Source organism: Algoriphagus formosus, from assembly GCF_002807035.1.
Taxonomy (GTDB): Bacteria; Bacteroidota; Bacteroidia; order Cytophagales; family Cyclobacteriaceae; genus Algoriphagus; species Algoriphagus formosus.
Window position 1 is genome coordinate 162,444 of the sequence record NZ_NIUC01000001.1, and the last position, 20,769, is coordinate 183,212.

Below are 20,769 nucleotides of genomic sequence, written 5' to 3' on the forward strand. Positions count from 1 at the left end.
CTCACCCCGATAGCTATCGGGGCCTCGCACAAAACGCAGGATAACAGTGGAAGTTTGCGGATTTAAGGCAGCTCAAATCTTGTCTATAAGGAGGTTTGTAACACTCTAAGGCTTGGGCTTTTTAATTTTTTCTCTGACCCATTCCCATTCTTCTTTTCCGACCCAGCCCAGCATTGCCAAGCCAAGAAAGAAAGAAACTAAGATTAGGCTTCGGAGCACAAAATCCAACCAGTAGTTTTCAAATGTAGGTAAGCCCATAAACAGTAGAAAAAGGGCTATTCCTAAAATCAAAATTTTTAAAGTTTCCGGGCTAAATGGATTCATTTGTAATCGGTATTTCAAAAAGAAGAACTTAACCACATTAAAAAGTAACATTACCAAGGCTGATGCAATGGCTGCCCCGGAAATGCCAAATTGCGGAATGAGCAGATAATTCAACAGAATGATCATGATACTCATCATAATGGTTGCGATGAGGTTGAATTTAAAGTATTTGGAAAAGACCAAAATCTCAGAGTTGGCTGAAAAGAGGGCATCAATGACTTTTCCTAAACCAATCCAAAAAACTACCCATTTTCCTGCTTCATAGAGGCTACTGTTTGGGATCAAACGGTAGATGAAATCAATATTGATCCAAATACCCAGAAAAATCAGGAGGCTGATATAAAACTGACGGTTGGAAACTTGAGTGTAGATTTTTTGAATCGCAGGATGATTTTCTTTGGAAAAATGATCAGCGATCACAGGCATAATCACCTGAGAAATAGCCCGCCTTGGCATTTCTATCACGATAGCCATACTAAAAGCGATCGTGTAAATAGCATTTGCCTCAAGGCTTATAAGCGAACTGACCATGATGGAATCGATCTTTAAGATCAAGGTAGAAGCAGCAGTAGCCAGAAAGGTAATTAGGCTGAATTGGATAAAAGCGGTTCGAAAACCCTTTGGAAATTTAGACCAGGAAAAGTCCAGTTTGAGGACACGAAGATAGATCAGGTATACAACCATTCCGATTAGCGGAAGGCCATATACTCCAATCAAACCAGCCATCATCTGATCAAAATCTATCCACTTGATGAGGAAAAAGATCATCCAAATGCCAGTCAGCAGCCTCAGGAAAACCTCTCTGAAGAATGTTGGAATGGAGACTTTTAAATAGGATCGGCTGTAGGCGTCGAGTATGGAATTAGCTAAGGCCAAAAAGGTGATAAAAAGGACAATCCATAGGTATCTGATGACTTCAGGGGAATTTTTGGCGAAAAGTCCAACGATTTCATCCTGAAAGAACCAAAACAAGGAAGCAGCTAAAATAAAGCCCAGAAAAGCTATCAAAAGGCTAAAACTCAAAAAAGAGCTCTGGTTGCTTTGTAACTTAGGGAAATACCTCGTGATTCCATTTCCTAGCCCCAATTGGGCAAAAGGGACGATCAGCAGTGCAAGATCTTGAATGGTGCGAAATGTACCCAGTTCTGCAGCTTCTAATGCAAAGGGGTAAAGCCAAAGGACATTAAAGTAGCCAATGACTACTCCCAGATAGGAAAAAATGGCAGTGCGGAAACTTTGATTGGCGACTTTGCCCATGGGCTGAAAATATCAAAAAATCAGGAGAACCACATCGATTGGCTTCAATCGATTTTTTGGCACTTGTCACAACCGGCCTTTTCTGTCGGTTTTCCAAAAAATCGTTGCCAGAGGTAGGCTAAGGCTCCCAATCCAATAATCGCTATGATGATTTCTTGCAACATCTTAAGAGAAGATATTATAGGTCAATAAAGCAGCAAAATATGCCAGTGCTGTCATATATACTGTTTGGATCAACGGCCATTTCCAACCTTTAGTTTCCCTGTATACAATAGCAAGCGTACTCATGCATTGCATGGCAAAAACATAAAAGACCATCAGCGAAAAGGCTGTAGGCTTATTGAATGTCTTTTCTCCGGTATTTGAATTGATCTGCGTATCGAGCTTTTCCCGTATGGTAAGGTCATCCTCCACGTCTCCTCCAATACTGTAAATAGTTGCAATGGTCGATACAAATACCTCTCTTGCAGCGAAGGATGCAATCAATGCAATTCCAATTTTCCAATCGTAGCCAAGTGGCTTGATGACTGGCTCAATTCCTCGTCCCAAAATCCCGATAAATGAATTCTCAAGTAAAAGAGAGGAGGTTTCGGCTTCAATTTCAGCTATTTGCTTTTCAGAGGATGCGGCGGCAAGTTTTTCTTCTTGAATTTCTCTTACTGCGTCCATTTGGGATGGAGGTCCATAAGAACCCAGAATCCATAGGATAATGGAGATGGCCAAGATCACTTTTCCTGCCTCAGTTACAAATGTGCGAGACTTGTAATACATGGTGAGAAGGACATCTTTCCATCTTGGAGTCCGATAGGAAGGTAGCTCTACCATCAAGAAAGACTTTTCGGATGTCTTCAGAATTGACTTCAAGCCAAAAGCGGTCACCAAAACGCCAATTACGCCGAGTAAATAAAGGGCTAGGAGTGTTAAGGCCTGTAGGTTGAAGATTCCAAAAATCGCTTCATCCGGTACGACCAAGCCGATCAAAATAATATATACCGGCAACCTTGCCGAGCAACTCATCAATGGAGTCACCATAATGGTGATAATCTTTTCCTTCCAATTGCCTATGTTTCGAGCAGCCATCACTCCAGGAATAGCACAAGCAACTCCTGAAACCAAGGGGACAATGCTTTTTCCATGCAAGCCAAAAGGCCGCATCCAGCGATCCATCAAAAACACGACGCGGGACATGTAACCGGTATCTTCCAAAATGGCTAAGAAGCCAAATAAAAGAGCGATCTGAGGAATGAAAATAACAACTCCTCCAATTCCCGGGATTACACCTTCGGAAAGCAAATCTGAAATAGGTCCAGCTGGCAAAGTACTGCTTAACCAAGCTCCCAAATCTGCAAAAAAACCATCAATCAAGTCCATGGGGACGGATGCCCAGGCAAAAATTGCCTGAAATATCAGTAAGAGGATTCCTCCAAAAACTAGGTAGCCTAAAACAGGGTGTAGGAAAATCTTATCAAGTGGGGCAGACCCTACCTCTTGATGGGATTTTTTAACCAATACTTTTTCGATAACCTCGGTGATCCGCTTATATCGGATTTTGGTTTCTTCTAGTTGAGCAGCTTCTAGATTGATTGTAAGTGTCTCTAGTTTTTTTCGAATCCAGCTTCTTTTTTCCTCCGAAAGCCCTTTGTCTTTCAGCCCAAATCGAAGAATCTGGTAAGCTTGATAATCGTTGCTCAGTTCAAAATATTCCTTGACATCCTGAAGCTGGGAATTGTCCAAGAATTCTTTTGCTTCTATAAAAGGACCTGGATTCGTGAAGTTTTGCTGATGGATCAATTCTTTTATTTGATCCATTCCTTTAAGATGCCGAGCGTCTGTCTGAAGAATAGGCACTCCGAGTTGCTTGAACAACTCATAAGTTTTTATCTCAAGTTGGCTTTTCTCAGCCATATCAGCCATGTTCAGAGCGATGGCCAAATTGAGGCCAAGATCGATCAGTTGGGTAGCTAAAAATAATCCTCTCGAAAGTTGAACCGAATCTATAATCATCAGTGCGAAATCTGGCTTTTCGATTTCGCTAAGCTGATTCAATACCCGATGGGCGATGATTTCATCCTCTGAATTTGGATAAAGCGAGTAAGTTCCGGGTAGATCAATGATGTGATAAACCTGTTCCTGGTAGATCATCGCCCCAGTTTTTTTGTCCACCGTCACACCGGGATAATTACCGATTTTTTGGTTCAATCCAGTCAACTGATTGAAAATAGTCGTTTTACCTACATTGGGATTTCCAATAAGCGCTATTTTCAGCGGTTTGGTCAGAAAGGGTGGCTGTGTTTGGGCCATGAATTAGGAGATAATTTTGACTTGAAGTAAGGCCGCTTCTTGTTTGCGTAATGCTAGGAGGGTGTTTTCTAATAGGAAAGCCAAGGGACCGTTACTTGGTGCTTTGAACTGTAGGGTGATTTTTTTCCCTGGCAAAAAACCCAATTCCATTAAATTCACTTTAAGGGGTGAATCGATTAGGTCTTCGATAATTGCACTGTGGGAGATCTTTAGTTGATCTGCTGTCATACGTACGGCCTTTGAATCAATCTTGCAAAAGTAACTTATTTGGAATGAATCTAAGGAAAAAATCAGGGTATTTTCTCAGGAATAATTCAAAACTCATCGAATGCTGAGGATTTCATTCTGCAAATTAAACTCCAAACCGCCTTCTAGCATGATTCGCATGCTGAATTCTAGCTGAACTTCTTTTCCTGGATTCTTTGTGAAAACCAATTTGAAAAGGTCTTCTCTAAAAAGTGTCAGTCCATTTTCCAAAAACTCAGGTATAGGCCGAGTCTGCTCGACAAAAAAGTAATTCACTTCAAAAAAGTCGCTAATGTCCTGACCTACCTTGAAGATTTCTCCATCCGCAAATTCCACCTCTTTGGAATTAATAATCTGGATCCCAATCATTTTTTCTTGAGACTGAGGTGAAGGCGGACTACATGCGAAAGCTACTCCAGGGATTGAATTATTGCTTTCTTCAAAATAGGACACATTCTGTGTTTCTTTTATTCTGAAAGACTTGGTGATAAAATCGTAAGGAAGAGAGGTTGAAGGACTTACTTGTTGACCTTCGGTAGTTAAAGAAAGGGTCTCGAAAGATTGAACTCGAAAGTCAATGACTTCAAAAACAGGCCCACAACCGCAAGGATTATTGCAAAATTCAGAACAAGCAATAGGAAGCATTGCTATTGTGATGAAAAGGGCGCTGGTGGTGATGAGCTTTTTCAATTTGATGATGATTTACATTCCTTAAACTGAAAGAAGGTCTTTTTGGTTTATCAAAAAAGCCCGGATTTGGATTTCCGGGCTCTCATTTTTTTAAGCTTTTCCTCTCAGCATTAGATTCCAATACATAAATGGCAACCCATATTTTTTCAGCAGCCACATGCTATATTGCTCTTTACTGGTATCCACAAATTTTGAAATCAGCGGATCCGAGTCACGGACATTGTCGTATTTAAATTCCGCCAAAACCATTTTTCCATAGCCAGTCACTAGTGGACAAGAGGAGTAACCTTCGTAAGATTCATGACCAACTTGGTGCGTTTTCATCAATTTGAGGAGATTTTCTACCAAGACTGGGGCTTGCTTCCGAATAGCGGCACCGGTTTTGGCTGTAGGCAAATGGGCGACATCTCCCAAAGAAAAAACATTAGGGAATCGCTTATGCTGAAGGGTATGGATATCTACATCTACCCAACCTTTGCCTGGGCCTTCCTGAATTGATATCTCTGAATCTTGAATGAATTGAGGAGCCGCTTGCGGTGGTGCAAGGTGGAGCATGTCAAAGTGAATTTTGATTTCTGTAGCACCAGTTAGCTCTTCTCCGATGATATTCCCTTCCATCACCGTACAGTTGCTTTCTCCCGGCTTGGAATATTGAAAATAGATATCCTGATTTTCTACGTCAATTCGTACAGGAGCATAGAAAGGCTTGAAGATGATGTCTCTATCATGAATGATTTTATTCAGTGTCCGAGCAAAGTCCGGCACCCCAAAAATAACTGTACCGGGAGTTGCAAAAATAACATTGGCTTTGTCTCTGATGCCTTCTTTTCTGAAATAGTCTTCTGCCAAATACATTATTTTCTGAGGGGCTCCTCCACATTTGATCGGTGTGGTAGGCTGGGTGAAAACTGCATTGCCACCTTTGAAATTCTTTAAAGTTTCCCAAGTATGTTCTGGGTCGGTATAATTGGAGCAAACGATACCTTTCTCCATTGCTTCAGGAAGTCCTGGCAACAAATCAGGTCTCATGACTAGGCCTGGAGCTACCACTAAATAGTCATAGCCAACATCACCTGAATTTTCTGTTCCTACTTTGTTTGATTTTGGATCTATAGTGGTTGCTTTATCCTTGATCCAGGTAACGCCTTTTGGTATGTAGTCAGCTTCTTCTCGTTCAGTATCTTTAAAATCAAAGGTACCAGCTCCTACCAAAGTCCAGGCAGGCTGATAATAATGTTTTTCTGAAGGCTCAATGATCGCAATCTTTAGCGATTTGTCCTTTCTCATAAGTTGTGCTGCCACAGTTATGCCGGCAGTTCCCCCTCCAATGATGACTATTTGGTAATGTTCCATGATTAAATTTTTTTGAACGATTTAAATGTACTAAACTGTGTAATCTAATTTCCTGACATTTATCATCTTTCAATCTGATTTCAGTTCAAGTTTTTTGCTTGTTGATATTTATCTGTTCTTAATAAAGATGTTTTTAAATACTTGAAAAGTGATTAGTGTCACAAAAGCTGCTTCTACCAAACTCTAGTTTCGTTTTTAAAATCTGGAAAAAAAATATACTTTCACCTAGCGGATTTTTTATCACATTAATCGAAACATGACTGTAGAAGAATTAAAAAATAGCTTGCCAGGGTTTACCGACCCAAAATTACTTGAGAAGCTTATCGAAAAGGGTCAAATCATGCGGCTTGAACCAGGTAAGATTTTAATGGAGCCAGGTAAGTTTGTCAAGATGGTTCCCATAGTGCTAGAGGGGTCTATTAAAATCATGAGAATGGATGAGGATGGGAAAGAGCTTTTCCTCTACTACTTGGATGCAGGTGAGACTTGTGCGCTTTCGCTCACTTGTTGCTCAGCTGCCCGTCCTAGTGAAATCAAGGCTGTTGTTGAGGAACCCACCGTTTTGATTGGAGTACCAATCAATGTCCATGAACAATTGACCGATGAATTCAAGCAATGGAAAGACTTTGTTTCTTCTACCTATCAAAGTAGATTTCAGGAGCTCCTGATTGCTTTGGATGCGGTAGCATTCCGAAGAATGGATGAGCGTCTGATGCGCTACATCGTTACAAAAATGAAGCAGCACAAGACTAATGAACTGCACACGACTCATCAGGAAATCGCAAATGAGTTGGGCACTTCAAGAGAAGTGATCTCAAGGCTGCTCAAGCAATTGGAAAAGAAAAAATGGATTGAACTAGGTAGGAATGTAATTTACATCCGTGATGACTTTGAGGAGTTGATTAGTAAATAAATCACACCATCACCAAGAGTGGCAATCGAACCTGGTAAGCCATTTCGATAGATTTTCTTTTACCCAAAAGTTGATCCCAAATGGATTTTTGAGTGTGGCACATCGCCAAGATGGATTCGGGATTTTCTTCTACAAAGCTTTTGATCCCTGATATCACATTTTCAGACTCCAATTGGTGTATGGTAGGTAAGTAGCCTATTTCTTTTTCGAAGTAATTCTTCAAGCCATTGAGGGCCATTTCCTTTACAAATGACCTTGACTTCATGATATGGATAATCTGGATTTTTAAGCCCCAAATACTGGCGTAGCTATTCACTTTTTGTATAAACTTTTCCTCATGATCTGCTACTTCTAATGCAAAGCTTAGATTTTTTATCTGTTCGGTGGAAGATTCTTCAGGAACCAGTAGTACAGGAATCGTAGTCTCCCGGATGACATTTACTGCTGTGGATCCAACCAGGATTTTTTTGAGTCCTCCCATGCCGTGTGTTCCCATGATGATCAAGTCTGCGTCCAGTTCTTCTGCCAGACGGGTGACGTTGATTGATGGAGTTCCTTCAATAATTTCTGAATGTATTTCAATTGGTCCTATGCTATATTTATCCACCATTTCCTCCAAAAGCTTCCTGGCGTCAGAATGCATATTATCGAGTGCTAGGGCTGTTTGAGAAGCAAAATCATAGATCATCTCTACTACATGGCATAATACAATGGTGGTTTTGCTACCACGATGGAGTCCAAGCGCAAATTCTAAGGCTTTGACAGAATTGGTGGAAAAATCAATTGGAACAATGATCTTCATGGTCTTAAGGTTTTTACGAATATAAAGCCCTTTTCATACAAAAAACATGAAAAAAATCATTCCCAAAGGAGATTTAACTTTAACTTAAATCGAATTCTTTTGAAGAGCCTAAATGTTTTAATGTAACTTTTGTTACTGCTTACCCCTGTGGCTGCAGCTTACTTTTGAGGCATAATTCAAAACTTGAAAATCAATGGATATTATAACTATTTTAGGATATGCAGCAGCCATCTTGATCGGTGTTAGTTTAGGACTGATTGGTGGGGGAGGGTCGATATTGACCGTTCCGGTTCTGGTTTATATTCTGCATATCGATCCGGTTTTAGCCACGGCTTATTCCTTATTCGTGGTGGGTACTACCTCTCTTGTAGGTGCTGGAAATTATATGAAAAGCGGATTAGTGGATTATAAAACAGCAGTAGTATTCGCTATTCCTTCATTTATTGCGGTCTTCTTGACTAGAAAATTTTTGGTTCCTTGGCTTCCTGATCCTTTGTTTTCTATGGGAGACGTTGCAATTTCTAAAAGTGTAGGAATCATGGTTTTCTTTGCACTGATTATGCTTGCGGCTTCTTATTCCATGATTAAGGAAAAGAAAAAAGGTGGAGAGGATGAAAACGGTGAAGTCAAATTCAATATTCCGTTAATCGCTTTGGAAGGCTCAGTAGTTGGTGTAATTACCGGTATAGTCGGAGCTGGGGGAGGATTTTTGATTATCCCTGCTTTGGTTCTCTTGGCGAGATTACCCATGAAGCTTGCCGTAGGTACTTCTTTGTTGATTATTGCTGCTAAATCGTTGATAGGGTTTTTGGGAGATATCTCCACGCAAACTATCGACTGGCAAATGCTGTTAATCTTTACCGGATTATCCGTAGTAGGTATATTTATCGGTAGCGCACTTTCTAAAAAGATCAATGATAAAGCATTGAAGAAAGGCTTTGGCTGGTTTGTACTTGTGATGGGTATTTACATCATCGGAAAAGAATTAATGAATCTATAAGAAGGCATGGTGGAGAAGTATTTCAAAATATTCCTTGACGGATATTATGGATATTGGAATTATTTGAAAAGTGAGATTCTGTATCCTTCCTGGCAAAATTACTTTTACTGGTTAGTTGGTCTTTCTCTTTTAGTGTGGCTATTAGAAATCGTATTTCCTTGGAGAAAGAATCAGCCGATTATTCGTAAAGACTTCTGGTTGGATGCGTTCTATATGTTCTTCAACTTCTTCCTCTTTTCATTGATCGTGTACAATTCGCTCAGCAATGTTTTTGTTGAGGCTTTCAATGACTTCCTTGGCTTGTTTGGAATTACCAATCTGGTAGCTATTGAAGTGAATTCCTGGCCGATTTGGGGGCAATTTCTATTGATGTTTTTGGTAGCGGATTTCATTCAATGGAATACGCATCGACTATTGCATCGAGTGCCTTGGCTTTGGGAGTTTCACAAAGTGCATCATTCTGTGGAGCAAATGGGCTTTGCAGCGCATCTTCGCTATCACTGGATGGAAACGATCGTCTACAAATCTATCCAATACGTTCCTTTGGCAATGATTGGCTTTGGATTGGATGACTTTTTCATCCTGCACATTTTCACCATTGCTATCGGTCATTTGAACCATGCAAACATCAGACTGACTTACGGGCCATTGAAGTATATTCTCAATAATCCAGTCATGCATTTGTGGCATCATGCCAAGCACCTTCCTGAAGGAAGTCACGGTGTCAATTACGGTATTTCCCTTAGTATTTGGGATTACCTTTTTGGTACGGCATATATTCCTAATGAAGGAAGAGATGAGCCGCTTGGCTTCGAAAAAGTAGAAGAATTTCCAAAGACCTTTTGGTCACAAATATCTTATCCATGGCTGCGCAAAAAGAGCTAAGTACTACCAACCCATTCAATAATTGGCGAACAGTCATCATTTTGACTTTGACCTTGGGATTAGCCCCATTTGTTCCCGAGCCTCACTTCTTCGGAAAGATTCGTTGGGTATTGGGTGGTGCCAATGGCATGCAGCTGATCGATTGGGGAGATCTCTTGTTTCATGGTTTGCCTTGGATTTTGCTTATTAGGCTTTCCGTGATTTCACTCAGAAGAAAGCTGGTAAAAGCGTCATAATGTGATTTTTATTACTGTTTTGAGGGATAAGGTCAGATACTTTTGTATCAATCTTTAACAATGAAACACGAAAATTATGTTTGACTTCTTTAAATCAACACCTAAAGCTTACGAAGATATATCTGTAGGAGAATTTCACGACTTGATGCTGCAAAAGGATGCGGTCATTATCGATGTGCGCACAGCCGGAGAGTTCGCTGGAGGCAAACTTCGGGGAGCAAGAAATATTGACATCATGTCTAGAAACTTCACCCAGCAAATTGAAAATCTTCCAAAAGACAAGACCTATTTGCTCTACTGCAGAAGCGGTAACAGAAGTGGACAAGCCTGTCAAATAATGACTGAAATGGGCTTCAAAAATGTAAAAAATATGGCCAGAGGGATTATGTCCTGGCCATTTGAAACAGTTTAAAAAAAGCGGGTTTAAGCCCGCTTTTTTTTATCTCTTTGCGATTTTATTATCGCTGATAGTTTTTTGACGAGTACTCTTGAATCTGCTGAGGGTGCTATCCATTTTTTTGATATGCTTGGTGCTTCGTCCTTGGACACGTTTTCTCCACATTCGAAAGCTACTCTCTTTCATGTTTTTTCGCATCAACTTGATGACTTCTGACTCACTGATGCCAAATTGTTGCTCAATAGCGTCAAAGGGAGTACGATCTTCCCAAGCCATTTCTATAATGCGATCTATTTCTCGCTCGCTTAATGATATTTTTTTACTCATACCTTCCAAACCATCACATGGCCTAGTGGTTTACTGATTGTGCAAAAAATTTCCATAGTCTGGTTAAAAAGAGACTTACGTTTACGCGATCATCCTCCGCTGTTGGAAGCCTTTCGGGCTGGGTATCCCATTCTTCTTTTGTATGCATTTGAGCCATCGCTAATCGCTGCGGCCCAAAGTGATACAAGGCATTGGCGGTTTGTATGGGAAAGCTTGGAGGACTTAAATAGCCAATTGAAAGAATTTCAAGCTCAGGTTACCATTCTGCATGCTGAGGTTTTGGATATTTTCAAGGCTTTGCAGCAGGAATATATCATTCAAGCGGTCTATTCACACCAAGAGACCGGAATTGCTGTTACTTATCAGAGAGATCAAGCTGTAGCCAGCTATCTTAAAGCTCACAAAATTCTTTGGAAAGAATTCAATCAACAGGGAGTCAAGCGAGGGAGGAAGGATCGGAAAGGGTGGAGAGAAGCTTGGTTTGCTTACGCAAAAGCGACTATTGAAGAAATCCCTTTAGAAAAGATCCAGTTTGTTTCCCTTTCTAAAAAATTCCTAGCAACTGAAACCTTCCTTCGCATGGACCCGGCATGGAGCCAGCCGAATCCAAAAATGCAGAAAGGAGGGGAAAAATTGGCTTGGAGATATCTCAAGAGCTTTGTCGAAGACAGAGTCAAAAACTATAATAGACACATCTCAAAACCAGAGTTAAGCCGAACTGGTTGCAGTAGACTTTCGCCTTATTTGGCTTGGGGCTGTCTTTCCATTCGTCAGGTTTATCAGGTATCCGAGTCGAAGAAGAAGTCAGGTTTTCAGGTCCGAAATTTCACAAATTTTCAATCACGTCTGAGATGGCACTGTCATTTCATCCAAAAGTTTGAAATGGAGTCCCGAATGGAGTTTGAACCAATCAATAAGGGCTTTTTGGAATTTTACCCAAAAGTGAATCATGATTGGATTCAGGCTTGGAAGGAAGGAAAGACTGGCTACCCACTAGTAGATGCTTGCATGCGTTGTGTGAAAGAAACGGGTTATTTGAATTTTAGAATGCGGGCGATGGTCGTATCCTTTTTGACACATCATCTTGGCCAAAACTGGAAAGATGGAGCAAATCATCTAGGGAAATGCTTTTTGGATTTTGAGCCGGGAATCCATTATCCACAGCTTCAAATGCAGGCTGGGGTAACGGGAATCAATACGGTTCGAATTTATAATCCAGTGAAGCAGTCACAAGATCATGATGCAGAAGGTTTTTTTATCAAAAAATGGGTACCAGAACTTTCCAAAATTCCCGCTCCTCAGATTCATGAGCCTTGGAAGATTCCACCATTGGAATTGCAAGTCTTTGGGTTGGAGCTAGGAAAGGACTATCCATTTCCAATAGTAGATCTGGAAAAGTCAGGAAAAGCAGCGCGTGATAAAATTTGGGGTGCTCAGAAGCTCCCTGAGGTCAAAAAAGAGGCGAATCGGATCCTTGGAAGGCATACTTTACCAAATAGATGGGCTTAGAATGAAAAAAGAACATCTTCCAACGAAAATCTGTCCGGTCTGCAACCGCCCTTTCGCTTGGCGAAAAAAGTGGGAGAAAAACTGGGAAAATGTCAAATATTGCTCCAAGCGGTGCGCTAGCTCAAAGCAGAAAAACACTAACGATAGACCATGATATACCAGACCAAGTAAATCGCCAGAGGGAAAAAGTACCCGAGAAGAATCACCCAAATTGATTCTGAAATGCTTCTTCTGCTGATCGATAGAAAGCCAAAAACCCAGGCAGTTCCGTAGATTATTTCAAAAATATTGATGGTAGCCAATGGATATTGATACTTCTCCGCCACTTGATCAAATCCAACAAGACTCAGCATGGAAAAAGGTCTGTTCAATTCGATTTCAAGATAACTGACCGCCTGAGATGGGTTTAAATAAATTAAGAAACGAAGAAGCTCAGGCAACAGAAATATCGTTTCAGCGACCAAGGCAAATTTCCAAAGCTCCTTGTAGGAGACCTTATATCCAAGGGCAAAGGATGCTATCCAGATCAAAAATGAAATCAAGGTAAACTTGAAAAGTAGCAAAATAGGGGTAGCCAAATAGCCAAGTGAATTGAAAATATAGAAGTAAGTAAGTGCTCCCGAGTTTACTAAATTTTGTGAATCGGGAATTGCTTCTATGATCAATGTGTTGGTCAGGTACCGGATCAGAATAAAAAGTAAGAGAAGCAAAACAAAATAAAGGCGTTTGTCAAAATCTAAAAGTTCTTGAATTCGTTGAGCTAGTGGATTTGCTGATGCGGTCATAGGTAAATTATGAATGGAGAAAGATAGCATAAATCTAACTTTTAGCGATAATTTTGTGCGCATGAAGCGTCAATGGTATCGGTCAGTTTTCTGGATGGTGATAGGAATAGTGTTTTCTCTTGTACCGATTTTGACTTATGGTCAATCTGCTCCGGAGGATAGTCTGATGGAGGTAAAGAGATCGCCATACTTACTCTTAGACAGAGGATTGCAGTATCGGATTACCAAGTCAATCAATAGTATGTATAACTTTGACTTTGAGACTGCAGAGCGCGATTTTCAGGTAATTGCTTACCAATATCCAAACCATCCTCTTCCTGATTTTTTGATGGCACTCAGTTATTGGTGGCGAATCGAAGTAGATATCACCAATGAATCCTATGATGATATTTTCTTGGCATACATAGACCGAGCGAATGAAAAAGCTGAGGCGCTTTTTGATGAAGACCCAACCAATAAAGAAGCAGCTTTCTTTTTAGCTGCCGGATATGGATTTGAAGGTAGATTGAAGGCCGAGCGGAAAAGTTGGACTGGAGCAGCCTGGGCTGGTAAAAATGCCTTAAAGTACATGGAGCTAAGCAGGGGAGAAGAGGAGTTTAACCCCGAACTTTTGCTAGGAGATGCCCTCTTCAATTATTTTTCTGTCTGGATTCCGGATAATTATCCCCTGCTCAAGCCTGTTATGGCTCTATTTCCAAAAGGGGACAAAGATTTAGGTTTGGAGCAACTTGAGCAGGTGGCAACCAATGCTTTCTACACACGAATTGAGGCGATGTATTTTTTATTTCGACTCTATGCATCTCAGGAAAAGAAACCTTACGAAGCACTCAGGATTTCTTCCTATCTCCATGAGAAATTTCCAAATAATCCTTACTTCCATCGATCCTACGCACGTCACCTTTATACTGTAGGTCGCTGGTCAGAAGCGGTAGAAGAGTCTGGAGAGATTCTGAAAAGGATAGAAACAGGAATGACAGGCTATGAATCCAACAGCGGTCGATACGCTGCTTTCTACATGGCGCAATATTATGAACGCATCGGGAATCGAGATGAGGCGAAATACTATTACCTCCAAACACTTTCCTATGGAGAGGAATCCGAATCTCAGGAAAGTGGGTATTATTTACATTCTCTGGTTCAATTGGGGCAAATCGCTTTGGAGGAAAATCAGAAGGCTTTGGCCAAGGATTATTTCAAGAAAGTGAAGAAATATGCAAAGCGGAAACATCCCGCTCATCAGGCTGCAAGAGATTTTATCAAAAAGAATAAACTTTAACTCGGGAGTTTACGTTTTTTGCTTCATACGCAGGAGATAATTTGAATTTTGGAGTTTAAAAAAGTGATTTTGAAAGCTTTGTTTGCCGAAAAGTCCCGATTAATAAATAAAATTTCGAATTTGACCCTTTAAAAAAGTTTTATTCACTTTAAAACTTTCCTTAATTATTCTAACTTTGTACGATATTATATTTTGTATATGCAAGAGAACGTAGATAGTAACATCCGAATCAAATTTGACAAGGTAGACCGAAAGATTCTTGAAATTCTTCAGGGTAATGCCAAGATCACCAATGCACAGCTTTCTAAGGACATTGGTCTATCCCCGGCCCCTACATTGGAGCGCGTGAAAAAATTAGAGCAGTCTGGCATCATTAAAAGCTATCACGCAAAGCTTGATCCTGAAAAGATTGGTCTTGGCGTCAGTACTTTTGTTTTGGTTAGTCTAATTGGCCACAATAAAGCCAATATTGATGCTTTCATGAAGGAAATCAATGGTATTCAAGAGGTGATCGAATGTCATCACATCACAGGTACTGGTGATTTTATCCTAAAGATCATCGCAAAGGATATCACAGCTTACCAAAAGCTTATGTTGGAAAAAGTTTCTGAGATTAAGGAAGTCGATTCCATGCAATCCATGGTTATTCTTTCGACCTTTAAGGATTCAAAAGTATTGCCAATTCCCGTCTAAATTAAAAGACCTAATCGAATATAGGGGTGGCAAAAAGCCACCCTTTTTTTGTGTATGGAAAATCCCTGGAAAACCCTATCGCTTAAAAGAATCTACGAAAACCCTTGGATTAGCGTAGAAGAACATGATATTCTGAACCCCGCAGGTAATCCCGGTATCTATGGCAAGGTCCATTTTAAAAACAAGGCCTTGGGAATAATACCTATTGATCAATTTGGGAATACTTGGCTGGTCGGGCAGTTTCGCTATACCCTAAATGAATACTCATGGGAAATCCCTATGGGTGGTGGGCCTATCGGACAAGATATCCTAGAAAGTGCCCAGCGTGAACTCAAGGAAGAAACTGGGTTGACAGCAAAGAAATGGACGGAAGTTCTGCGTATCCACACTTCCAATTCGGTGACGGATGAAGAGGGATTTGTATTTCTAGCTGAGGACTTGGAAGAAGGCGAACCCGAATTTGAAGAAACAGAGGTAATCAAAATTCATAAGCTTCCTTTTGAGGAAGCTGTACAATGGGTAATGGAAGGGAAAATTACCGACGGAATCAGCATAGCGGGTATTTTGAAAGTGAGTAAACTACTTGCGAAGTAGGCCATATGAATATCAAGAATCACTTTTCGATTACTTTTAATCTTGCCTATCCGGTTATCCTAAGTCAATTAGGTCAAGTGATGGTCGGAGTGGCAGACTCGATGATGGTCGGTCAATTGGGTGCCTTACCCTTGGCAGCGGCATCACTTGCCAATTCCATCTTTTTCGTATTAATGATGTTTGGTATGGGGGTTTCGATGGGAATTACTCCGCTAATTTCTATTGCCGAAGGAAAAGGGAAGGGGCTACGTATTGGAAAACTCTTTAGGCATGGGCTTTGGATCAATATTTTTGTTGCTTTGATTCTTACAGGAATTATATTAGGCTTATCTACAGGCTTATCATTTTTGGATCAACCCGAAGAAGTCGTCGAAGCCGCCATCCCGTATTTGTGGGTTATCACAGCTTCTCTGTTTCCCTTCATGATATTTCAGACCTTTAAGCAATTTGCCGAGGGACTGAGCCAAACCCGTCAGGCGATGTATGTTACTATTTTTTCCAACCTGCTCAATGTCTTTCTTAATTGGGTTTTGATTTTTGGAAATTTAGGCTTTCCAGCCATGGGCTTGATGGGTGCCGGATGGGCGACTTTGATCTCAAGAGTTCTGATGGCGCTGTTGATGGGAGCCTATGTATTAAGCTCCAAGCGGTACAAAGGCTTTGATTTAGGTTTGAAAATCAGACAATTCAGTGCACCGCTTTTATCGCGAATTCTCAAAATTGGAATACCTACCGGATTTCAATTCATTTTTGAAGTTAGTGCCTTCGGATCTGCTGCAATTATGATGGGGTGGATAGGAGTGACTGCTTTAGCCAGTCATCAAATTGCAATCAATCTAGCTTCTATCAGCTACATGATGGCAGCTGGCCTGGGCACAGCCGGAATGGTCCGTGTGAGTAATCAAATAGGGCGGAATGACTTCCAAACTATGCGCGAGGCTGGGATGATGGTTTTTGGGATGGTGATTGCCTTTATGAGTATTTCTGCTGTCATTTTCATTCTTTTCAGGAATATGCTTCCTTCTTTATACATCGATGATCCGGAAGTGATTGCTACCTCAGCCACACTTTTGATTATTGCTGGCATGTTCCAATTGTCAGACGGTATTCAGGTAGTTGGATTGGGAGTGCTTCGGGGAATGGAAGACGTCAGGTTCCCAACTTGGCTGACTTTTGTTGCCTATTGGATTCTTGGATTACCATTGGGATACTTTTTTGCATTTGGATTGGATATGGGAGAACGTGGTATTTGGTTTGGGCTGCTGATTGGGCTTAGTATTACTGCGGTGGTTTTGTTCTATCGATTCTATCGACTGAGCAGAAAGGCTATTTTGCGGGAGAAGTTGTAAAACTTGTTTCCTAAATCAGCTGAATATTCTAGCTTAGCCATAGTAACCATTCACCAACCCAATGAAAAGATTATTACTTGCCCTGCTAGTCAGCATTATCCTTGTTTTCCCGGCCCTTTCGCAGCAACCTGCAGTCTTGCCTTTGAAGGCTCAGGCAGAACTGATCGATTCGTGGCTAGACTATCGAATCGAAAATGTGCTTCCTGATTTAATGACAGAAACAGGGATCGATATGTGGATTGTCATCTCCCGTGAGTACAATGAAGATCCGGTGATCCGTACCCTTTTGCCAGCAACTTGGATGGCAGCGAGGCGGCGAACCATTTTGGTCATGTATCAGCCAGAAAAAGGTGGAAAGGTGGAGACTTTTGCAATCGCCCGGTATGATGTAGGAAAGGCCTTTAAGCGTGCATGGGATCCTGAAAGTCAGCCAGATCAGTGGGAAGCATTGATGGACTTGATCAAAGAGAAAAATCCAAAGAAGATGGGTCTGAATATGGCCAAAGACTATGGCCATGCTGATGGTCTGACAAAAACGGAATATGATTTTTTCATGGAATACCTTCCTGATACGATGCATGAAAATGTAGTTTCTGCACAAACACTCGCAGTAAGATGGCTTGAGACGAGGACAGAGCCCGAGATGGCCAGCTACCGTCATGTGCAGCAGCTTGCAAATTATATTATTCAAGAAGGATTGTCTGAGCGTGTCATTACCCCGGGCAAAACAACCACAGAAGACGTAGTTTGGTGGTATAGAGAGAAAATCAAAGAAATGAAGTTAGATACCTGGTTTCATCCCTCAGTAGATATTCAGCGAGCAGACCCTGATTCCGATGGTGCAAGCCGGTCTTTTTCTTCCCGCCCTTCAGAGATGACCATCATGCCTGGTGATCTGTTGCATATAGATTTTGGTATCACCTACCTTCGACTCAATACGGATACGCAGCAGCTTGCCTATGTTTTGAAACCTGGTGAATTTGAAGTGCCTGAGTTTTTGAATAAAGCCTTCGAAGCAGGTAATCGGGTTCAGGATATTCTGACAGAAAACTATGTTGCGGGACGGACTGGAAATGAAATTCTTCGGGCTACTCGCAATCAAATGGACCGAGAAGGTATTCGTGGTAGTATTTACACACATCCCTTAGGGTTTTATGGGCATTCCGCTGGTCCTACCATTGGGATGTGGGATAATCAAGGCGATACTCCGGGAGCAGGGGATCATCCACTTTATGCAAATACGGGTTATGCTATCGAGCTAAATGCTGTGGTTTTTGTGAAAGAATGGAATAAGGATGTGCGAATAATGCTCGAAGAGGGAGCTCTTTTTGATGGAGAAAAAGTGACCTACTACAATGGAAGGCAGCGCAAAATCTTGGCTATTCCTCGACAAACCAATTATTTGAATAATTAATCAAGAGGGGGCTTAATTGGCCCCTTCTTCTTTTTTCAGAGGTTTGTAATTTGAGGACCTGATGAAAAGTAAAAATACCAAGGCAGAAGCAGCCATAGCGGCACTGACTAAGAAAACCAAGGAGAAGTTTTCTGCTTTATTGGCATAGAGAAATCCCGAAACAATGGCCCCAATGCCGATGCCAGCTTCCAGAAAAATATACATGGTAGCAAGGGCTCTCCCGCGGAATGCATCTAAAGAAAGATCTATCACCCAGGCAGCGGTAGTAGGACTGTTCATTCCGACTGCAGACCCGAAAAGTACTCCTGCACCGAAAAGCATCCATTTACTTTCTGCGAAAGCAATTGCCAACATGGCTAATATCATCATGATGGATGCAGCCCGAAGTACAGGAACTCTACCATAGCGATCAGAGGCTTTTCCAGCTATTAATCTGATTCCCAAAGAGGAAAGCGTGAAAATTGCAAAAAACAAACCTTTGTTTTCTATCCCAAGATGATTGCTCAGATCCGGGATAATTGTCAGAACCACTCCAAAAGAGAATACGCTTAGAAACAAGATCGTAGATGGAATCAAAACCCGTTTTTCGATGATTTCATTCTTTTTGAGCTTGAGTAGGGAAAAGCTCATTCGCTCGGGCTCTTCCAACGTTTCCTTAAGCCTGACTAGAATTAAAATCGAAAAAATGGCAGTTGCTGCAGAGGTGTAAAATATGTAATTCAATGGCCAAAAGGTTGCTAGCCATCCTCCTAATGCAGGTCCTGCTGCCATTCCCAATGAACCGAAAAGGGATTGAATCCCCATCGCTTCACCCCGCTGGTAGAAAGGTACGATATCAGCGACGTATGCGGAGGTGCCGGTAGGAGTAAAGCCTGCCGAAAATCCATGCACAAACCGCAAGAACAAAAATCCGCCAACAAAGCTCAGCACCGGGTATAGCAAACTCACAACAAAGCAAACTACCGCTCCTACAATCATCACAGGGATTCGACCGATTTTATCTGCGAGCTTTCCTGAGAAAGGTCGGGATAGGCCTGCCGAAAGTGTAAAGAGTGAAATAATTAAGCCCTTGTAGTCTTCTCCTCCCAAGGACGAGAGATAATTCGGGAGCTCAGGAATTATCATATTGAAGGATGAAAAAAAGAGGAAGGAACTCAGGCAGAGCAGCAAAAAGTCAATCGTGAAAAAAGAAGGAAGGATGGATTTTTGCATAAAACATTAAAAAAAGCCGGATTAACCGGCTTTAAAATTACTCTCTGTTTGCTTCTTCCTCACTTTGAGCGAGTAAGAATGCCTTCATAAATTCATTTAAGCCACCATCCAAAACATACTGTGTATCAGAGGTTTCGTATCCAGTTCTATTGTCCTTCACCAGTTTGTAGGGATGCAGGACATAGTTTCGGATTTGAGAACCAAAATCTACTCGAAGCTTGGAAGCTTCTATTTTTGCGATTTCAGCATTACGCTTCTCAAGCTCCATTTGATAGAGGCGAGACTTCAGCATTTGCATGGCCTTTTCCCGGTTAGCAAGCTGAGATCGTTCGATTTGACAGACCACTACGATACCGGTTGGTTTATGCGTCAATTGAACCTTGGTTTCAACCTTATTGACGTTCTGTCCTCCTGCACCTCCTGATCTGGAAGTTTGTAATTCGATATCCGCCGGATTGATTTCTATCTCGATAGAATCATCCACCTCGGGATAAGCGTACACGGATGCGAAGGATGTGTGACGTCTACCTCCTGAATCAAATGGAGAAATTCTTACCAGTCGATGTACCCCTGATTCAGATTTCAAAAACCCATAAGCTAGGGGTCCTTCAAATTCCAAAGTAGCGGATTTAATTCCTGCCACTTCCCCAGGTTGAACATCTACTTCGCGAACTTTGTAGCCATTTTTCTCACCCCACATGATATACATTCGCATGAGGATGGAGGCCCAATCATTACTCTCTGTACCTCCTGCGCCCGGATTGATTTCCAGTACGGCATTGAGTTGGTCCTCTTCCGAGGAAAGCATCTTTTTCAGTTCGAGTTCCTCGACTGTCTTTCTAGCTTTCTCGTATTCGGTTTTTATTTCTTCTTCACCAACCTCACCGGCACTGTAGAATTCATATAGCACTTCTAAATCCTGAATGATTTGATCCAAGTCCTCATAAGAACTTGTCCAACCTTTTCGGATCTGGATTTGCTTCATGGTTTTTTCAGCCTCGTCCGGATTGTTCCAAAAATCTGGCTGTGAGGATACTGCCTCAAGATCTTCTATTTCTGCTTTCTTCCGATCGTAGTCAAAGATACCTCCTCAAAGCCGTGGTGCGAGCTTTCAAGTCTTTCAGTTGTTCTGAAGTCATTTTTCTAAGTTTAAATTATAAAGCTGCAAAAGTCTCAAAAAATTCTGCCTTTGCCAAGTAAAAATGC

The 20,769-nt window shown here is 41.4% G+C and carries 22 protein-coding genes; 12 read left to right on the forward strand and 10 right to left on the reverse strand.

Annotated elements, in window-relative coordinates; all coding sequences use genetic code 11:
• Positions 1-105: 105 nt before the first annotated feature.
• The 5 genes from CDH51_RS00730 to CDH51_RS00750 form a co-directional block, all read right to left on the reverse strand.
• Positions 106-1,581, reverse strand: coding sequence for a lipopolysaccharide biosynthesis protein (locus CDH51_RS00730; RefSeq protein ID WP_100626818.1), 1,476 nt, complete (start codon positions 1,579-1,581; stop codon positions 106-108).
• 165 nt (positions 1,582-1,746) lie between these two features.
• A complete protein-coding gene (feoB, locus tag CDH51_RS00735) occupies positions 1,747-3,882 on the reverse strand; it encodes a ferrous iron transport protein B (RefSeq protein ID WP_100626819.1) in 2,136 nt (711 codons plus the stop codon).
• Between the two features lie 3 nt (positions 3,883-3,885).
• Positions 3,886-4,110 carry a FeoA family protein gene (locus CDH51_RS00740; RefSeq protein WP_035483680.1) on the reverse strand — a complete coding sequence of 75 codons (225 nt, stop codon included), beginning with the start codon at positions 4,108-4,110 and terminating at the stop codon, positions 3,886-3,888.
• 93 nt (positions 4,111-4,203) lie between these two features.
• Entirely contained in the window at positions 4,204-4,818 is a 615-nt protein-coding gene (locus tag CDH51_RS00745) for a hypothetical protein (protein WP_100626820.1), read from the reverse strand.
• 90 nt (positions 4,819-4,908) lie between these two features.
• Positions 4,909-6,171: an NAD(P)/FAD-dependent oxidoreductase gene (locus CDH51_RS00750; RefSeq protein ID WP_100626821.1), complete on the reverse strand. Its 1,263-nt coding sequence runs from the start codon at positions 6,169-6,171 to the stop codon at positions 4,909-4,911.
• 256 nt (positions 6,172-6,427) lie between these two features.
• Between CDH51_RS00750 and CDH51_RS00755 the strand changes: the two genes are divergently transcribed.
• Positions 6,428-7,084 (forward strand): Crp/Fnr family transcriptional regulator, encoded by a 657-nt coding sequence (locus CDH51_RS00755; RefSeq protein WP_100626822.1) that lies wholly within the window; start codon positions 6,428-6,430, stop codon positions 7,082-7,084.
• Between the two features lies 1 nt (position 7,085).
• On the opposite strand, the gene CDH51_RS00760 is transcribed toward CDH51_RS00755, so the two are convergent.
• Complete coding sequence (locus tag CDH51_RS00760; RefSeq protein WP_100626823.1) at positions 7,086-7,886, reverse strand: universal stress protein; 801 nt, start codon at positions 7,884-7,886, stop codon at positions 7,086-7,088.
• Between the two features lie 193 nt (positions 7,887-8,079).
• Between CDH51_RS00760 and CDH51_RS00765 the strand changes: the two genes are divergently transcribed.
• The 4 genes from CDH51_RS00765 to CDH51_RS00780 all read left to right on the forward strand — a co-directional run bounded on the left by CDH51_RS00765 (position 8,080) and on the right by CDH51_RS00780 (position 10,419).
• Positions 8,080-8,886 carry a sulfite exporter TauE/SafE family protein gene (locus CDH51_RS00765; RefSeq protein ID WP_100626824.1) on the forward strand — a complete coding sequence of 269 codons (807 nt, stop codon included), beginning with the start codon at positions 8,080-8,082 and terminating at the stop codon, positions 8,884-8,886.
• Between the two features lie 9 nt (positions 8,887-8,895).
• Positions 8,896-9,771, forward strand: a complete 876-nt coding sequence (locus tag CDH51_RS00770) for a sterol desaturase family protein (RefSeq protein ID WP_100627760.1) — start codon at positions 8,896-8,898, stop codon at positions 9,769-9,771.
• A complete protein-coding gene (locus CDH51_RS00775) occupies positions 9,750-10,007 on the forward strand; it encodes a hypothetical protein (protein WP_100626825.1) in 258 nt (85 codons plus the stop codon). Before CDH51_RS00770 ends, CDH51_RS00775 begins: the two co-directional genes overlap by 22 nt.
• Positions 10,008-10,083: 76 nt before the next feature.
• A complete protein-coding gene (locus tag CDH51_RS00780; protein WP_024282629.1) occupies positions 10,084-10,419 on the forward strand; it encodes a rhodanese-like domain-containing protein in 336 nt (111 codons plus the stop codon).
• A 27-nt stretch (positions 10,420-10,446) separates the two neighbouring features.
• Here CDH51_RS00780 and CDH51_RS00785 read toward each other — a convergent pair whose 3' ends face one another.
• Entirely contained in the window at positions 10,447-10,731 is a 285-nt protein-coding gene (locus tag CDH51_RS00785) for a TIGR03643 family protein (protein WP_100627761.1), read from the reverse strand.
• Between the two features lie 39 nt (positions 10,732-10,770).
• On the opposite strand from CDH51_RS00785, the gene CDH51_RS00790 reads away from it, so the two are divergent.
• Together CDH51_RS00790 and CDH51_RS00795 are read left to right on the forward strand one after the other, a co-directional pair.
• Positions 10,771-12,240: an FAD-binding domain-containing protein gene (locus CDH51_RS00790; protein WP_100626826.1), complete on the forward strand. Its 1,470-nt coding sequence runs from the start codon at positions 10,771-10,773 to the stop codon at positions 12,238-12,240.
• 1 nt (position 12,241) lies between these two features.
• Positions 12,242-12,394 carry a DUF2256 domain-containing protein gene (locus tag CDH51_RS00795; protein WP_100626827.1) on the forward strand — a complete coding sequence of 51 codons (153 nt, stop codon included), beginning with the start codon at positions 12,242-12,244 and terminating at the stop codon, positions 12,392-12,394.
• Here the strand turns inward: CDH51_RS00795 and CDH51_RS00800 are convergent.
• The gene (locus CDH51_RS00800) at positions 12,378-13,025 is read right to left on the reverse strand and encodes a sulfate ABC transporter permease (RefSeq protein WP_100626828.1); all 648 of its coding nucleotides are present in this window, start codon (positions 13,023-13,025) and stop codon (positions 12,378-12,380) included. The genes CDH51_RS00795 and CDH51_RS00800 overlap by 17 nt on opposite strands.
• A 61-nt stretch (positions 13,026-13,086) precedes the next feature.
• Here CDH51_RS00800 and CDH51_RS00805 point away from each other — a divergent pair, with 61 nt between their 5' ends.
• The 5 genes from CDH51_RS00805 to CDH51_RS00825 all read left to right on the forward strand — a co-directional run bounded on the left by CDH51_RS00805 (position 13,087) and on the right by CDH51_RS00825 (position 18,351).
• Positions 13,087-14,301: a tetratricopeptide repeat protein gene (locus CDH51_RS00805; protein ID WP_232724718.1), complete on the forward strand. Its 1,215-nt coding sequence runs from the start codon at positions 13,087-13,089 to the stop codon at positions 14,299-14,301.
• Positions 14,302-14,499: 198 nt separating this feature from the next.
• Positions 14,500-14,994, forward strand: coding sequence for an Lrp/AsnC family transcriptional regulator (locus CDH51_RS00810; protein ID WP_029660975.1), 495 nt, complete (start codon positions 14,500-14,502; stop codon positions 14,992-14,994).
• A gap of 54 nt (positions 14,995-15,048) precedes the next feature.
• Entirely contained in the window at positions 15,049-15,588 is a 540-nt protein-coding gene (locus CDH51_RS00815; RefSeq protein ID WP_100626829.1) for an NUDIX domain-containing protein, read from the forward strand.
• A gap of 5 nt (positions 15,589-15,593) precedes the next feature.
• Positions 15,594-16,937, forward strand: coding sequence for an MATE family efflux transporter (locus CDH51_RS00820; RefSeq protein WP_100626830.1), 1,344 nt, complete (start codon positions 15,594-15,596; stop codon positions 16,935-16,937).
• A 61-nt stretch (positions 16,938-16,998) separates the two neighbouring features.
• Positions 16,999-18,351 (forward strand): M24 family metallopeptidase, encoded by a 1,353-nt coding sequence (locus CDH51_RS00825; RefSeq protein WP_100626831.1) that lies wholly within the window; start codon positions 16,999-17,001, stop codon positions 18,349-18,351.
• Between the two features lie 12 nt (positions 18,352-18,363).
• Here CDH51_RS00825 and CDH51_RS00830 read toward each other — a convergent pair whose 3' ends face one another.
• Both CDH51_RS00830 and prfB read right to left on the reverse strand, forming a co-directional pair.
• Positions 18,364-19,563 (reverse strand): MFS transporter, encoded by a 1,200-nt coding sequence (locus CDH51_RS00830; RefSeq protein WP_100626832.1) that lies wholly within the window; start codon positions 19,561-19,563, stop codon positions 18,364-18,366.
• A gap of 37 nt (positions 19,564-19,600) precedes the next feature.
• A protein-coding gene (prfB, locus tag CDH51_RS00835; RefSeq protein ID WP_100626833.1) for a peptide chain release factor 2 occupies positions 19,601-20,702 on the reverse strand; the annotation gives its coding sequence in 2 pieces (ribosomal slippage) (positions 19,601-20,641 and positions 20,643-20,702; 1,101 coding nt in all).
• Positions 20,703-20,769: the final 67 nt, after the last annotated feature.

Coding starts and splice junctions, on each gene's coding strand:
- CDH51_RS00740 (WP_035483680.1), bottom strand. CDS start 4,110: ATGACAGCAGATCAACTAAAGATCTCCCACAGTGCAATTATCGAAGAC.
- CDH51_RS00795 (WP_100626827.1), top strand. CDS start 12,242: ATGAAAAAAGAACATCTTCCAACGAAAATCTGTCCGGTCTGCAACCGC.
- CDH51_RS00820 (WP_100626830.1), top strand. CDS start 15,594: ATGAATATCAAGAATCACTTTTCGATTACTTTTAATCTTGCCTATCCG.
- CDH51_RS00815 (WP_100626829.1), top strand. CDS start 15,049: ATGGAAAATCCCTGGAAAACCCTATCGCTTAAAAGAATCTACGAAAAC.
- CDH51_RS00810 (WP_029660975.1), top strand. CDS start 14,500: ATGCAAGAGAACGTAGATAGTAACATCCGAATCAAATTTGACAAGGTA.
- CDH51_RS00760 (WP_100626823.1), bottom strand. CDS start 7,886: ATGAAGATCATTGTTCCAATTGATTTTTCCACCAATTCTGTCAAAGCC.
- feoB (WP_100626819.1), bottom strand. CDS start 3,882: ATGGCCCAAACACAGCCACCCTTTCTGACCAAACCGCTGAAAATAGCG.
- CDH51_RS00805 (WP_232724718.1), top strand. CDS start 13,087: ATGAAGCGTCAATGGTATCGGTCAGTTTTCTGGATGGTGATAGGAATA.
- CDH51_RS00785 (WP_100627761.1), bottom strand. CDS start 10,731: ATGAGTAAAAAAATATCATTAAGCGAGCGAGAAATAGATCGCATTATA.
- CDH51_RS00755 (WP_100626822.1), top strand. CDS start 6,428: ATGACTGTAGAAGAATTAAAAAATAGCTTGCCAGGGTTTACCGACCCA.
- CDH51_RS00750 (WP_100626821.1), bottom strand. CDS start 6,171: ATGGAACATTACCAAATAGTCATCATTGGAGGGGGAACTGCCGGCATA.
- CDH51_RS00765 (WP_100626824.1), top strand. CDS start 8,080: ATGGATATTATAACTATTTTAGGATATGCAGCAGCCATCTTGATCGGT.
- CDH51_RS00830 (WP_100626832.1), bottom strand. CDS start 19,563: ATGCAAAAATCCATCCTTCCTTCTTTTTTCACGATTGACTTTTTGCTG.
- CDH51_RS00730 (WP_100626818.1), bottom strand. CDS start 1,581: ATGGGCAAAGTCGCCAATCAAAGTTTCCGCACTGCCATTTTTTCCTAT.
- CDH51_RS00825 (WP_100626831.1), top strand. CDS start 16,999: ATGAAAAGATTATTACTTGCCCTGCTAGTCAGCATTATCCTTGTTTTC.
- CDH51_RS00775 (WP_100626825.1), top strand. CDS start 9,750: ATGGCTGCGCAAAAAGAGCTAAGTACTACCAACCCATTCAATAATTGG.
- CDH51_RS00800 (WP_100626828.1), bottom strand. CDS start 13,025: ATGACCGCATCAGCAAATCCACTAGCTCAACGAATTCAAGAACTTTTA.
- CDH51_RS00780 (WP_024282629.1), top strand. CDS start 10,084: ATGTTTGACTTCTTTAAATCAACACCTAAAGCTTACGAAGATATATCT.